Annotated in this window: 12 protein-coding genes and 2 pseudogenes; 9 read left to right on the top strand and 5 right to left on the bottom strand. The window is 69.9% G+C overall.

Translation table 11 applies throughout. The features are described from left to right. Positions 1 to 5 precede the first annotated feature (5 nt). The gene (locus AC4H2G_RS07745; protein WP_494365177.1) at positions 6 to 326 is read right to left on the bottom strand and encodes a DUF1905 domain-containing protein; all 321 of its coding nucleotides are present in this window, start codon (positions 324 to 326) and stop codon (positions 6 to 8) included. Positions 327 to 437: 111 nt separating this feature from the next. On the opposite strand from AC4H2G_RS07745, the gene ku reads away from it, so the two are divergent. From ku to AC4H2G_RS07720, 5 genes are all read left to right on the top strand, one after another. After that, complete coding sequence (gene ku / locus AC4H2G_RS07740; protein WP_494365176.1) at positions 438 to 1,526, top strand: non-homologous end joining protein Ku; 1,089 nt, start codon at positions 438 to 440, stop codon at positions 1,524 to 1,526. A 111-nt stretch (positions 1,527 to 1,637) separates the two neighbouring features. After that, positions 1,638 to 2,093: a VOC family protein gene (locus AC4H2G_RS07735; RefSeq protein WP_494365175.1), complete on the top strand. Its 456-nt coding sequence runs from the start codon at positions 1,638 to 1,640 to the stop codon at positions 2,091 to 2,093. Between the two features lie 144 nt (positions 2,094 to 2,237). Continuing rightward, positions 2,238 to 4,091, top strand: coding sequence for a hypothetical protein (locus AC4H2G_RS07730; RefSeq protein WP_494365174.1), 1,854 nt, complete (start codon positions 2,238 to 2,240; stop codon positions 4,089 to 4,091). Between the two features lie 475 nt (positions 4,092 to 4,566). After that, a complete protein-coding gene (locus AC4H2G_RS07725; RefSeq protein ID WP_494365173.1) occupies positions 4,567 to 4,986 on the top strand; it encodes a hypothetical protein in 420 nt (139 codons plus the stop codon). Between the two features lie 189 nt (positions 4,987 to 5,175). Continuing rightward, on the top strand, positions 5,176 to 5,667 hold the full coding sequence (locus AC4H2G_RS07720) for a GNAT family N-acetyltransferase (protein WP_494365172.1): 492 nt from the start codon (positions 5,176 to 5,178) through the stop codon (positions 5,665 to 5,667). Here the strand turns inward: AC4H2G_RS07720 and AC4H2G_RS07715 are convergent. Beyond that, positions 5,664 to 6,559: pseudogene (locus AC4H2G_RS07715) on the bottom strand (IS5 family transposase). The gene AC4H2G_RS07720 and the pseudogene AC4H2G_RS07715 overlap by 4 nt on opposite strands. Positions 6,560 to 6,657: 98 nt before the next feature. Here AC4H2G_RS07715 and AC4H2G_RS07710 point away from each other — a divergent pair. Both AC4H2G_RS07710 and AC4H2G_RS07705 read left to right on the top strand, forming a co-directional pair. After that, a pseudogene (locus tag AC4H2G_RS07710) lies at positions 6,658 to 7,569 on the top strand (IS5 family transposase). 206 nt (positions 7,570 to 7,775) lie between these two features. Then, positions 7,776 to 8,288: a hypothetical protein gene (locus tag AC4H2G_RS07705; RefSeq protein ID WP_494365171.1), complete on the top strand. Its 513-nt coding sequence runs from the start codon at positions 7,776 to 7,778 to the stop codon at positions 8,286 to 8,288. Between the two features lie 272 nt (positions 8,289 to 8,560). Here the strand turns inward: AC4H2G_RS07705 and AC4H2G_RS07700 are convergent, their stop codons facing one another. From AC4H2G_RS07700 to AC4H2G_RS07690, 3 genes are read right to left on the bottom strand one after another with little or no spacing between them, the layout of a single operon-like run. Further along, positions 8,561 to 8,956, bottom strand: a complete 396-nt coding sequence (locus tag AC4H2G_RS07700) for a type II toxin-antitoxin system VapC family toxin (protein ID WP_494365170.1) — start codon at positions 8,954 to 8,956, stop codon at positions 8,561 to 8,563. Continuing rightward, complete coding sequence (locus AC4H2G_RS07695; protein ID WP_494365169.1) at positions 8,953 to 9,213, bottom strand: hypothetical protein; 261 nt, start codon at positions 9,211 to 9,213, stop codon at positions 8,953 to 8,955. Before AC4H2G_RS07695 ends, AC4H2G_RS07700 begins: the two co-directional genes overlap by 4 nt. A 31-nt stretch (positions 9,214 to 9,244) precedes the next feature. Further along, entirely contained in the window at positions 9,245 to 9,889 is a 645-nt protein-coding gene (locus AC4H2G_RS07690) for a TetR/AcrR family transcriptional regulator (protein WP_494365168.1), read from the bottom strand. A gap of 239 nt (positions 9,890 to 10,128) precedes the next feature. Here AC4H2G_RS07690 and AC4H2G_RS07685 point away from each other — a divergent pair, with 239 nt between their 5' ends. Next, positions 10,129 to 11,646: an MFS transporter gene (locus AC4H2G_RS07685; RefSeq protein WP_494365376.1), complete on the top strand. Its 1,518-nt coding sequence runs from the start codon at positions 10,129 to 10,131 to the stop codon at positions 11,644 to 11,646. Positions 11,647 to 11,698: 52 nt separating this feature from the next. Further along, a complete protein-coding gene (locus AC4H2G_RS07680; RefSeq protein ID WP_494365167.1) occupies positions 11,699 to 13,477 on the top strand; it encodes a metallophosphoesterase in 1,779 nt (592 codons plus the stop codon). Positions 13,478 to 13,483 lie beyond the last annotated feature (6 nt).

Genomic DNA, 13,483 nt, shown 5'->3' with positions numbered 1-13,483 from the left:
GCGGCTCAGAAGAGGGTCTCGACGCCGATCCGGACAACGTCGCCCACGTCCACCTGCTCCGCCCGGCGCACGGCGGCCTTGACGGGGAGCACGTACGTCTTGCGGCCCGCGTCCGGGAAGACGGACGTCGACCAGCGCGTGGCGCCGATCGTCACCTGGACCTTGACCGAGCCGAACCCGGCGGGCGGCAGCGGCAGCTCGGAGATCTCGTCGCTCACGTCCTCCGGCAGCGCGGCGAAGACCCAGCTGTCCGTGCGCGCCTCCCAGCGCCACAGCTCGGCCTCGAACTCGAAGCGGGTCCCGCCGCCGGCACGTGTCCCAGCCATCTGTCGTCCCCCGGTCGTCGTCGCCACCCCACCATGCTGCCGCGGGCCACCCACACGCGGACAAGCTCCCGAGGGGTCGCGTTCGGGCGCGTCGCACGCCACCATGGACGGATGAGGGCCATCTGGAAGGGCGCCATCACGTTCGGTCTCGTCAACGTCCCCGTCAAGGTGTACTCCGCGACGGAGGATCACGACGTGCCGCTGCACCAGGTGCACGACAAGGACGGCGGTCGGATCCGCTACCGGCGCGTGTGCGAGATCGACGGCGAGGTCGTGCCCTACGAGAACATCGCGAAGGCGTACACCGACGGCGAGCAGACCGTCGTGCTCACGGGGGAGGACCTCGACGCCCTGCCCGCTGAGCGCAGCCGCGAGATCGAGGTCGTCGAGTTCGTCCCGAGCGACCAGATCGACCCGCTGCTGCTCGACCGGAGCTACTACCTCGAGCCCGACTCGAAGTCCAACAAGGCGTACGTGCTCATGCGCCGCACGCTCGAGGAGACCGACCGGACCGCGATCGTGAAGTTCGCGCTGCGGCAGCGCACGCGGCTCGCGGCGCTGCGCGTGCGCGACGACGTGCTCGTCATCCAGACGCTCCTGTGGGCCGACGAGGTGCGCGACGCCGCGTTCCCCTCGCTCGACGACGAGGCGAAGGTCACCGAGAAGGAGCTCGCTATGTCCTCGCAGCTCGTGGCGAGCTTCGAGGCCGACTTCGCCCCCGAGGAGTACGAGGACGACTACCAGGTCCAGCTCCGCCAGCTCATCGACGCCAAGCTCGAGCAGGGTGACGCGCTCGACGTCGCCGAGACGTTCGGGGAGCAGGCCGAGGAGGGCGAGGGCGCCGAGGTCATCGACCTCATGGAGGCGCTGCGCAAGTCCGTCGCGTCGTCGAAGAGCGGCAAGGGCTCGTCGGGCTCCTCCGGTTCGTCGGGGTCGTCGTCCCGGTCGTCCGGCGGGTCGGGCACGACGGCGAAGGGCGGCACCTCCGGGGAGGGCGGCTCACGCTCGTCGTCCTCGTCCTCGTCCTCGTCTTCCTCCGCCTCGACGTCGAGGAAGACCGCGTCCTCGGGCTCGAAGACGACGGCGAAGTCGGGCACGAAGAGCGCCTCGGGGACCAAGAGCGCGTCAGGCGCGAAGAGCTCGTCGGGCTCGACGACCAAGAAGGCGGCGACCAGCACGCGCAAGAAGGCGTCCGCCTGAGGTACCCCTCGGGCCGGACGGGGCACGACGTCGAGGCGATGAGTTCGGGGGCCGGGCGCCGTCGTACCTCGTGACGGCCCGGGCGGGCCGTGCCCGACACGAGGAGGCACCATGCGAGCGATCGTCCCGAGCCTGTGGTTCGACATGAACCTCGAGGAGGCCGTGGAGTTCTACACGGGCGTGTTCCCCGACGCGAAGGTCGGCGAGATGTTCCGCCAGCCCGACGGGACGGCCGTGTCGGCCGACTTCGAGCTCGCCGGGCAGCGGTTCGCCGCCATCAACGGCGGGCCGCAGTTCCCCTTCACGGAGGCGGTCTCGTTCGTCGTCGAGTGCGACTCCCAGGACGAGGTGGACCGGTACTGGGACGTGCTCACCGCGGACGGTGGTCAGGAGTCGCAGTGCGGGTGGCTCAAGGACAGGTTCGGGCTCTCGTGGCAGATCGTGCCCACCGAGTTCCTCGAGATGCTGCAGGACCCGGACGGCGCCAAGGTCCAGCGCGTCGTCGACGTCATGATGACGCAGGCCAAGCTGGACCTCGGGCCGTTGCGGGCCGCGTACGAGGGCTGACCGCAGCGCGGTTCGTGAGAACCAGCCGGGGCGTCCGCAATCGGACACGAGCGAGGTATGTCCAGAGCGTCCGGGGTCTGGTTGAATGCGCGAGTCAGTCCCACGACGGCCCGCGCCGTCCTTTCGTGAAGGACCACGAACCGAGTGAAGAAGCTCATCGCCAGCGCCGTCGGGACGGTGCTGGCCCTCGGCGGGTTGGGCGTCGCCACCGCGGCCCCCGCCTCCGCAGCCACGCAGGAGGTCCAGACCTCCTGCTCCACCGTCTACGTCAGCTTTCAGGAGTTCCCGGCCGGCACCACGGTGTCGATCGTGATCGACGGGAACACCGTCGAGAACGCGACCCTCGAGGACGGGTGGTTCTCCTCCTGGTACGAGGTCGACTGGTCGACGCCGCACGAATGGAGCGTCGTCGTCGATGCGCCCGACGGTGCGGAGGGAGACTTCTCGGACGGCGGCACGACGACGCCGTGCGACACCGATCCGTACCGGAACGCCGACGCCTCGGCCTCGTGCGGGGAGGTCACGGCGAACGTGTCGTCCTACCCCGAGGGTTCTCGGGTCCTGTTCTCGCTCGACGGGAAGACCGTCGCCGACGATCCGGTCGACGGCAACTATTGGAACGTCTGGCCGCTCGACTGGACCGTTGCGCACACCTGGTCCGTCACCCTGGACGCCGAGGACGACGCGCTCGACCTCTCCTGGGAAGGAGTGACAGAACCGTGCGACTCCGACCCGAACCTGCGGCTGGAAGTCTTCGCCTACTGCGACCAGCTGTCGGTGAACGTGAGCGGCTATCCGGCCGATACGGCGGTCGTGGTGTCACTCGCCGGCGAGAGCGTCGCGGAGGGGAGCACCGACGAGGGCGGCTACTACTGGGGTTCGTGGCCGCTCGACGGGAGCGCAACGCACGACTGGACCGTGACGCTCGACGCCGCCGACGACGCGTTCGACCGGACCGAGTCGGGCGTCTCCCAGCCGTGCTGGGTGCCGCCGACGACGGTCGAGCCGGTGACCCCTGCGGCGGTGACGGACTGCTCGGCCACGCCGGACGACGTCGTGCTGCCGGAGGACTCGGAGTCGATCACCTACGTCCGGACGGAGAGCGGTGTCGTCGCGACGGCGTCCCCCGGCTACGAGTTCCCCTTCTGGTTCGACCAGTGGCGCAACCACGGTGAGGGCCAGCTGCTCCTCGAGTGGCAATCTGTCGTCCGACCCCGGTGCGACCTCGACGTCGTCTCCGTGACCCCGGTCTGCGACGACGGTGTGCCCTCCGTCGATGTCGTCGTGACACCTCCGCCCGGTGCAGGCGACGACTCGCTCATGATGGAGTGGGTCGGCCCGAACGGCGGCTACGACGACGTCGTCTACGGGGGCGGAGGCTTCGGTCAACCCTTCGAGAGCCGCCAGCCGTGGCCGGCGTGGATCTCGAACGAGGACGGGACGGTCTCGCCCCACCACACGCCCGACTGGCGGCTCGACGACGTCGACCTGGCGTTCGGGGCGTCGGTGTGGGAGGACGGGTGGACCTACTCCCGCTACTACCGCGCCGTGTGGGAGGACGCCCCGACCTCCGACCCGTGCATCGACGACTCCGGGCCGCACTTCAGCGTGGACGCCCGTGAGCGCTGGCTCGCCGGAAAGCCGTACCTCGCAGTGAGGGTGTTCAACGAGGACGACACCGCCGCGGACGTCTCGATCGTGACGCCGATCGGCAGCCGCACGTTCCGTGACGTCGCTCCGGGGGCAAGCGCGTACCAGTCCTTCGCTGTCCGTTCAGAGGTTGCGGGCATCCCGGTCACCGTCACTTTCACGACCGAGGTAGACGGTCAGAGGGTGACCAGGGAGCGGACCACGACGGCGTGGGCCGAGTCACGGGACACCGCCCCGTCATCGACGCATCGCGACGATCTCGGTGACGAGCGCGAGCAGGTCGTCGACGGCGCTGCCGCCCGACGTCGGGCCGTCCGGAGTGGAAGAGAACGACAACGACATCTTTGACGGCCGTTCTCGTGATTCTTGGGTCTGCGGCACGGGCAGGTGGAGCGTCTTAGGTTCTCTGAGGTGTTCTCATCAACCCGATGAGCGGATTCCTCGTTGAAGATGGAGTAGGACCAGGGCTGCTGCGGTGATGTCGGTGGTGCGGTTGGGTCGAGGGTGACCATGCGGGCGACAAGCCGGGCGTTCGCCTGATGCTGATGGCACATGATGCGCGAGAGGCTGGGGCCACGGTTGCTCAGCGGTACGGCACCGGACATGTCTATACGATCTGGAATGAAGACGACAGGAATAGACCACGAGGATATGCAGATGATCCTCACGCCGTTCTGCGAACACCACTGTTTTCGGCAATGATCGACTGTAGGTTGGTCGATCCCAGGGTGCTCTCGAAGACGCTCTACGTCGTTGCGCTCGCGACTACCCGGCAAGTGCAACTTGACCCGTTCACCGGCCGACTTCTGCAGTGGAGCTTCTGATGAAATCCTACGACGAACACCTGAGGCCGCTGGGCGCGATCGCACCGACCAGCGGCGACCAGGCGTGGTCAGCCACCATGCTCGACCGCTCCACGGAAATGACGACGGATCTTCGCAGTCGCGTCGCCGCGTACCTGCAGGGCTGCCCCGTGTTCTTGGCCTGGATGGAACACACGCGTGACGAGATCGGGGGGCGATTCGAAGTCCCGGGCGGTTCAGCGATCGCGTCTGACGGGAGCTACTACTGGCGGCTCGACGGCATCCAGTACATCAAGGAGTACGGCATTCCCGTTCCCAGCGATGCGATCCGCCACTTCGAAGGGCAGGACTGGACGCCGCCGTCGATCGAACCGGATGAATTCCTGCGAATCTACCGAGAGCTTGATGCCGTGCTCGGTGGCGGCGAGGTTGTTGGATAAGTGCGCGTGCCGGCGGGTGCTCGGCCGGTAGTTGCCGAAGTGTGCTCTAGGACCTGTCCTGTGAATAGCCTGGCCACAGGATTGGTAATGTCTGGTTAGTGAGTGTTGGGCGCGGCGAACCGGACCGATGCGGCCTGAGCGGGTACCAGATCGCGTAGGCTTGCCTCCTTTGAAAACGAGGAGCCAGCCATGCCGCTTGAACCGACCGTCCGCCACGCCCAGCTGGGTGACAGTGGCGCGATCACGCGCCTTGCCCTGGACAGCGGCATGTTCGAGGCCGACGAGTGGGACGCCGTGCTGGAGGTGTTCGCTGGGTCGCTCGACGGCACGTTGGTCGACCACCACTGGCGCATACTCGTCGACGCCGGCGGAGATGTGCTCGCGGCGGCCTACTTCGCGCCCGAGCCCTTCGCGGACCGAGTGTGGAACCTGTATTTCATCGCCGTCGACCCCGCGCGGCAAGCTGCAGGTGCTGGAACCACGCTGATCACACACATCGAGGACGAGCTGCGTGCGCGTGGCGAGAATGAGGCGCGGATTCTCATCGTCGAGACGTCCAGCACCGACCAGTATGTTCGAGCCCGTGCCTTCTACCTTGCGCGAGGATTCGACGAAGAGGCCAGGATCCGTGAGTACTACGGCCCCGGGGACGACAAGGTCGTGTATTGGAAAGCTCTCTAGTCCGTATCTGGTGAATTGCGGAGCCAGAGGACGATCGCGGCGAGCGTGAGCTCGGTGCGGTAGTAGGCGGCTCGTTTGGTGAAACGCGTGGCCAGGGCACGGAACTGCTTGAGCCGGTTGAAGCAACGCTCCACCACGTTGCGGCCCTTGTATGCCTCCGAGTCGAAGACCGGTGGCCGCCCGCCCGCCGATCCCTTGCGGAGCCGGTTGGCGGCGTGGTCCTTCTTCTCCGGGCTGATCAGCCGGATGCCGCGGGCCCGCAGAGCGCGGCGGGTCGAGGGACTGGAGTAGGCCTTGTCCGCCAGCACCCGGTCGGGTCGCTTGCGGGGCCGGCCGGGCCCGTCGCGTTTCACGCTGACCTGGTCCAGCAAGGGCAGCAGCTGCGGGTTGTCGCCGGCCTGCCCGGGGGTAAGGATCACGCTCATCGGCAGCCCACGGCCGTCGGTCGCGAGGTGGATCTTGGAGGTCAGACCTCCCCGCGACCGGCCGATCGCCTCATCAACGACCGCGAGCTGTTCGACCCACCCGGTCGTGCAGCCCCTTTTTTCCGGGCACCAGCGGCGTGCTGGTGGGCCCGGACGTTGGTGGAGTCGATCGAGAAGGTCCACTCCAGGGTGCCGATCGAGTCGTCCTTGACGATCACGTGGTCCAGGATCTGCTCCCAGGTGCCGTCCTTGGTCCAGATCCGCAGGCGTTCGTGCAGCGTCTTCCACGGCCCGTACTTCTCGGGCACGTCCCGCCACGGCGCCCCGGTGCGTAGCCGCCACAGGATCCCGTTGATCACCTGCCGGTGATCACGCCACCGACCACCCCGACGCCCCTCCGCCGAGGGGAGCAGAGGCTCGATCCGCGCCCAGGCCGTATCCGTCAGCTCACCACGCCCAACACCCACAAACCAGACATTACCAACGCTGTGACCAGGCCATTCACAGGACAGGCCCTAGGGCGGTCTCCTAACCCAGCGGTGAGCTGGGCGGCAGACTCGCGGCCGTGAGTCGTTTCCGGGTCCTTACGCACGAGCAGTGGGAGCTGATCGAGCCCTTGCTGCCGTCGAACGCGGGCAAGGTCGGGCGCCCGTTCGGAGGCACCGTGCGGTCGTGGAGGGGATCGCCTACCGGTATCGGACTGGGATCCCGTGGCGGGACCTGCCTCGTGAGGCGTTCGGGCCGTGGCAGACGGTGTGGAAGCGGCACAAGAAGTTTGCCGACGACGGCACCTGGGACCGGGTCCTGGCCCAGCTGGTGGCCGAGGCGGACGCGTCCGGCGAGATCGACTGGACCGTGTCGGTGGACTCGACGATCAACCGGGCTCACCAGCACGCGACGAACACGACTCGCCCGGAGCAAGACACAGGGGGCGACGTCGAATCACAAGAACCGCGGGGACCGCGTCGTCAACAGTGAACCCGCAGGTCACGGCATCGGCCGATCACGCGGCGGGCTGACGAGCAAGATCCACCATGCAGTCGACGGGCGCGGCCGCCCTCTCGCCGTCGTGGTGACGCCCGGGCAGTCGCATGACGGGCGTGCGCTCGAGCTGGTGCTCGCCGGCATCTGGGTACCGCGACTGGGCGCAGGGCGTCCTCGAACGACACCGGACACGGTGCTCGGGGACAAGGGGTACTCGTCGCGCGGCAATCGAGCGATGCTTCGGCGGCGCGGGATCAAGGTTGTGATCCCAGAGCCGTCCGACCAGCAAGCGAACCGGAAGCGACGAGGCGCACGAGGCGGTCGCCCGCCGAAGCTCGACCGGGAGACCTACAAGCGGCGCAACGTCGTCGAGCGATCCTTCAACCTGCTCAAGCAATGGCGCGGCCTGGCCACCCGCTACGACAAGCACGCCATCGTCTACCGCGCCGGCGCCGTCCTGGCCGCGATCCTCACCTGGCTGCGCAAGTCCTAAGCAAGGAAGCCGTCGACATCCGGCACGTCGGTATGAATGGTGCAAATCGCTGGCGCAACTCTGCCACGTCAGGCATTGGAGGCAGGTCGATAGGCAGCACGTCTCGACACAAGGGCCGGCGCTCATCGAACCGCTCGGGTGCACCGGTTCGAGGTCGACGCGATCGGCGCTAGGTTTCCGCCATGGGTTCCGGTAAGGCTCGACGCGTGATCGTCACTTCGCTCGAAGTGCTCGTGCACGTGCTCTTGGCAAGCGTGGCGGTCGTTGCCGTGGGGTCCGGGCTCTCCGGGACGGTCAACAGCTGGCGAGCCCAGCACGACGGCGAGGTCGGCACGTTCACGCCGGTCGAGCAGCACTGCAATCTGATCCGCGGTGCCACGCTCTGCAACTGGACCGGCACGTGGGAGTCCGACGCTGGGGACCGCGTCGTCAAGGACGTCCTCCTAGACGAAGACCTCGGCACGGTAGAAGGCGATCCGCCACCTGATCCGGTCCATCCGGTGCTCCACCACGACGCCTACTCAGATCCTCAAATCGTCTACCGGCCAGGTGATCGCACCTGGCTCCTGGCCCCGGCGGTCACCGCTGCCCTGCTCGGAGCGTCCGGATACTTCGCCTGGAAGATGCACCGGTGGTCGCGACGACACCGGCTCGACGTTCGCGGTGGCCGGTCTCGGCCCGAGAGGCTTCGCTCGAGGGTTCGTGCGTCCCCGCGATGAGGCCATTGCGGAACCTCGTTGGGAGACATGACCTAGAGGAGGCGTGGCGGTTCATTCCGGTCTGTGCGGGTGTTTGCCAGCCAAAATACCCTCCCTCGTTGTCGCCGCCGGGAATGTCGGCCGCAGCGGCCATCCAGCTCGGGCGAGCCGGGTGACGGCGCGGCGATGTCTCGCAGGGCGCGGTCGATGTCGGGTACCGACCCGGCGTTGCCTCCGAGGAGCTGGAGGCGAACGAGGTTGTCGGCAGAGAACCGGCGGACTTCGGTCTCCTTCTACCTGGGCGGCAGCCCGTGAACCGTCAACTCCCGCGCGCGGGCATCCCGTGCGAGGCGCGCGTCGAAGGTGGCGAGCGCCACGGCGAGGTGTTCGGCAGTGGCCAGGACGCAGGCATCGGGCATCTTGAGCGAGGTGGTCGCCCGGACGAGTGCGAGGGCCTCCGGGGAGGGCTCGCCCGCGGGAGAGAGCTGGAAGCCGGCGGCGGTGAGCCGCTCCCGCACCTGGGCGTGCGCACCCTCCCTCGCGGGTCCGACGAGAACTTCAGCCATCGTCAGGGAGTGCAGGACGATGCCGTCGAGGCCGTGCTCGAGGATGATGCGGGTGGCGTCCCGGTGATGGACGTGTCCAGGGTTCGACGCGGCGATCACGAGGTTCGCGTCAGCGACGATCACTCGTCCCACCCCGAGCGGACGTCCTTGAGATATCCGTCGGGGTAGTAGTCGGCGAGCGTGGGCAGTGCCTCCACGGCCCGCCGGTGCTCGTCGTGATCGACGGCCTCCTCACGCTCGACGGCCGAGGCTCCCTCTTCGATCAGTCGCGTGAGCAGTCTGGTGGCCGGCTGGCCGGGCCATCGACGGCGCGCGACGGCCAGGGCGTGCGCGACGGACTCGGTCTCCGTGATCGCGTGCCGTGGCTTGACAGTGGGCATGCCATCGAGAGTAACACCGGAGGGCAGGGTGTCACACCGACGGTGCCGTCCCGCTCTGTCGCATCGCGACGATCTCGGTGACGAGCGCGAGCAGGTCGTCCACGTCGTCGCCCCGGCGCGGCGCCCGGAAGGTGAGTCCCTCCGCGTCGTCGCCACCCGACGTCGGGCCGCCCGCCGACGCGTCGTCGGTCGCGCTCGGGTCCAGGACCGCGCCGTCGAAGGCCGCGTGCGCGTAGAGGCCGTCGCTGATGAGGACGACGGCGCGCGCGACGACCGGGTCGCCGACCTCGTCGAGAACGGCTCGCGTCCAGGCGTCGTGCGCGCCGTCGAGCGCGGCGCGGGCACGGGGATAGGCGCCCTGCGCGAGCCGTGAGACGGCGAGGTAGACGAGCTCGAACTCGCCGTCGACGACGGTCGACGTGCGCAGCAGGTAGTCGACCGGGCCGGCGGGTGCCGCACGCATCACGGCGACGTCGGCGTCGGTGAGCTCCTGCAGGTGGTCGACCAGACCGTCGACGAGCGCGTCCTTCGACCCGAAGTGGTAGAGCAGGCCGCCCTTGGAGACACCGGCGCGCTCGGCCACGGCCTCGAGCGTCGCGGCGCGCTCGCCGTGCTCGACGAGGAGAGCGGCGAACGCGCGCAGGACCTTGGCACGGGCGGCGGGAGGGGGTGGCATGTCGTCGAGGGTAGTCGCGGCAGGTCGACGACGTCCTCGTCGGGCGGGCAGGCGGGCGAGCGGTCGTCGGACGGCGGGTGGTGCGGAGCGTCACAGCCGTCCCGGGATGACGGAGGAGGTGCGAGCGCGTTACTGTACCGTCTGGACGGTTCGGAAGTTCGGCGCCATCGCGCCGCCCCGGCCGTCCGCTGTCGTGGAAGGACCTCGTCGTGACGGCGACCCAGCTCAACCGCCCCGCGATCCGCCCGGACGCCCCCACTGCACCCGCGCCCGGCGCGGCGCGCCGGTGGCTCGCGCTCGCGGTGCTCATGCTCCCCGTGCTGCTCGTGTCGATCGACAACACGGTGCTCAGCTTCGCGCTGCCCCAGATCTCCGAGGCGCTGCGTCCCACGGGGACGCAGCTGCTGTGGATCATCGACATCTACCCGCTCGTGCTCGCCGGCCTGCTCGTGCCGATGGGCTCCTTCGCCGACCGCATCGGACGGCGCCGCCTCCTGCTCGCCGGTGCGGTGGGCTTCGCCGCGGTGTCCGTCGTCGCGGCCTACGCCCCGAGCGCGGAGGCGCTCATCGCGACGCGTGCGGGCCTCGGGTTCTTCGGCGCGATGCTCATGCCGTCGACGCTCTCGCTCCTGCGCAACGTCTTCACCGACCGCGAGGAACGGCGTCTCGCCATCGCGATCTGGGCCGCCGGGTTCGCCGCGGGCTCGGCGCTCGGCCCGATCGTCGGCGGGTTCCTCCTCGAGCACTTCTGGTGGGGCTCGGTCTTCCTCCTCGCCGTCCCCGTCCTCGCCCTGCTCCTCGTCCTCGCGCCGCTCTTCGTGCCCGAGTCGCGCGACCCGGCCCCCGGTCGGGTCGACGCGTGGTCGATCCTCCTCGTCATGGCGACGATGACCCCGATCGTCTACGGGATCAAGACGCTCGCGAAGTCCGGGGTGAGCGGGCTCGCGCTGGCGAGCGTCGCCGTCGGGCTCGTGGCTGGGACCTTGTTCGTGCGGCGTCAGCTGCGTCGTCCGGACCCGATGCTCGACGTGCGCCTGTTCACGCGCGGCGCGTTCAGCGGCGCCGTGCTGGTCAACCTGCTCTCGGTGTTCTCGCTCGTCGGCTTCCTGTTCTTCGTGTCGCAGGACGTGCAGCTCGTGCTCGGGCTGTCGCCCATGCAGGCGGGGATCGCGCTGCTGCCGGGGCTCGTGCTCATGGTCGTCGCCGGGCTCGGCGTGGTGAAGGTCGTCCGACGCGTGCGCCCGGCGCGGGTCGTCGCCGTCGCGCTGCTGTTCTCCGCGGCGGGCTACGCGATCGTCGCGGCAGGGGCGGGGGAGAGCACGCTCGCGCTGCTCGTCGTCGCGTTCGTCGTGCTGTCGTTCGGCGTCGGCGCGGCCGAGACCGTGTCCAACGACCTCATCGTGTCCTCGGTGCCCGCCGAGAAGGCGGGCGCGGCGTCCGCGATCTCCGAGACGGCCTACGAGGTCGGCGCCGTGCTGGGCACGGCGGTGCTCGGCAGCATCCTCACCGCGTCGTACCACGCGAACGTGGTCGTCCCCGCGGGAGTGCCCGCGGCGGACGCGGCCGCTGCGGCCGAGACCCTCGGGGGAGCGACGCAGGTGGCCGGCACGCTGCCCGCCGGGCAGGCCCAGGCCCTGCTCGACTCGGCGCACGCCGCGTTCGGCAGCGGCGTCGGCGTGACGTCGCTCATCGGCGTCGTGCTCATGCTCGTCGCTGCGGGTGTGGCGCTCGTCACGTTGCGCGGCGCACGGGCCTGATCGGGCTCGACGCGTTGGCGAGGCGGCGGCGGATCCGGAAGGGTGGGCGGTGATGAGCACCCCGCACCGCACCCCACCCCGCTGGGTCCGCTGGACCCTGGGCATCGTCGCCGCTCTCGTGCCGTGCGTCGTCTGGGGGGTCACGACGGCGACCGCCGAGCGCAGCCTCGGCCCGCACGAGGCGACGTACGAGGTGACGACCGACGGGCTCGTCGTCGTCGACCTCGGTCCCCTCGGGACGCTGCAGATCGAGTCGCCGCTGCCGCTGGGCCTCGGCGCCGACGTCACGGTCCAGGAGATCCCGGCGGACCTCACCGCCGTCGGGCAGGCCGACACGCTCGAAGGGCTGTCGCAGGACCTCGAGGACTACCTGCGGTTCTTCGGCGGACCCCAGGAGACCATCGGCTCGGTCGCGCGGGCGCTCGTCGTCGACGCGCTGCGCCGCACCGGCTTCGCGATCCTCGTCGTGGCCGCGGGCGGCGCAGGCCTGTACGCGCTGCTCGGTGCGGCGCGGCGTCGGGAGCTCACGGCGGTCACCGCGCCCCGGACGTTCGAGATCACCGCGAGCGTCGTCCTGGTGGGCCTCGTCGCCGCGTCCCTGTCGTCGAGCGACCCGGCTGCGTCGGGCAGCGAGGGTCGGCCCGCGTCCGCGGTGTTCGCGGGCACGCCGCTCGAGGGCGCGCGCATCACGGGACGCCTCGCCGGCGTCGTCGACACCTACGGCTCGCTCGTCCTCGACTTCTACCGCGAGAACGAGGACTTCTACGCCGAGGCGGACGACAACCTCGTCACCGCCTGGGACCGGCGGCAGACCGTCCAGCGGCTCAACGCCGCCGCAACCGAGCGCAGCGCGCGGGCCGACGGCGAGCGTGCCGTCGCGACGATCGCGCCGGACAGCGAGCCGACCGACTCCCCGGCCGACGAGCCGACCGACTCCCCGGCCGACGAGCCGACCGACTCCCCGGCGGACGAGCCGACCGACGAGGCGACGGACGCCCCGGCCGACGACGCGCCGTCGGCGGGGACCACGACGTCGCCGGAGCCGGCGGCCGAGGAGGACCTCGTCACCCTCGTCGTCATCTCCGACCTGCACTGCAACGTCGGGATGGCGCCGCTGATCCGCACGGTCGTCGAGGGCTCGGGCGCGAGCGTCGTGCTCAACGCCGGGGACACGACGATGAACGGGACCGCGGTGGAGTCGTTCTGCGTCGACGCCTTCGCGGACGCCATCCCGAACGGCGTGACGACGGTCGTCGCGGACGGCAACCACGACAGCGTCGAGACGTCCGCGCAGGAGCGTGGCCGCGGCCAGGTCGTGCTCGACGGAGAGGTCGTCGAGGTCGAGGGGATCCGCATCCTCGGGGACCGCGACCCGCTCGAGACCCGGCTCGCCGCCGCCGCGCAGCCCGCGCGCGAGGAGACGCCCGAGGAGTACGCGGCACGGCTCGCCGAGACCGCGTGCGCGGAGCAGGAGGACGGCGACGGGATCGACCTGCTCATGATCCACACGCCGCGCATGGGCAACGACGCGATCGAGTCGGGCTGCGTGCCGAACCAGATCTCCGGGCACATGCACACGCGGTCCGGGCCGGAGCGGATGGGCGGCGGGGTGCGGTACGTGAGCGGGAGCACCGCCGGAGCCGTGAAGGACCAGCTGCGCGTGGGACCGCTCAAGGGGACGGCGGAGATGACCGTGCTGCGCTTCGACCCGCAGCAGCGCCGGATCCTCGACTGGCAGCTCGTGCGGGTCGGCACGGACGCGTCGGCGACGGTCTGGCCGCGCCTCGCGTGGCCGGCCCCCGCGGAGCCCGCCCCGGCCGCGGAGGAGTGAGACCGC

The sequence above is a fragment of the Cellulosimicrobium sp. BMG9.23 genome (assembly GCF_059159985.1).
Note: the sequence above shows the minus strand (reverse complement) of the source record. Positions and strands in the feature narration are given on the sequence as shown.

Bases quoted from the DNA above. Each gene is read 5' to 3' on its own strand.
- AC4H2G_RS07735 (WP_494365175.1), top strand. From the start codon at position 1,638: ATGCGAGCGATCGTCCCGAGCCTGTGGTTCGACATGAACCTCGAGGAG.
- ku (WP_494365176.1), top strand. From the start codon at position 438: ATGAGGGCCATCTGGAAGGGCGCCATCACGTTCGGTCTCGTCAACGTC.
- AC4H2G_RS07745 (WP_494365177.1), bottom strand. From the start codon at position 326: ATGGCTGGGACACGTGCCGGCGGCGGGACCCGCTTCGAGTTCGAGGCC.
- AC4H2G_RS07680 (WP_494365167.1), top strand. From the start codon at position 11,699: ATGAGCACCCCGCACCGCACCCCACCCCGCTGGGTCCGCTGGACCCTG.
- AC4H2G_RS07720 (WP_494365172.1), top strand. From the start codon at position 5,176: ATGCCGCTTGAACCGACCGTCCGCCACGCCCAGCTGGGTGACAGTGGC.
- AC4H2G_RS07725 (WP_494365173.1), top strand. From the start codon at position 4,567: ATGAAATCCTACGACGAACACCTGAGGCCGCTGGGCGCGATCGCACCG.
- AC4H2G_RS07695 (WP_494365169.1), bottom strand. From the start codon at position 9,213: ATGCCCACTGTCAAGCCACGGCACGCGATCACGGAGACCGAGTCCGTC.
- AC4H2G_RS07690 (WP_494365168.1), bottom strand. From the start codon at position 9,889: ATGCCACCCCCTCCCGCCGCCCGTGCCAAGGTCCTGCGCGCGTTCGCC.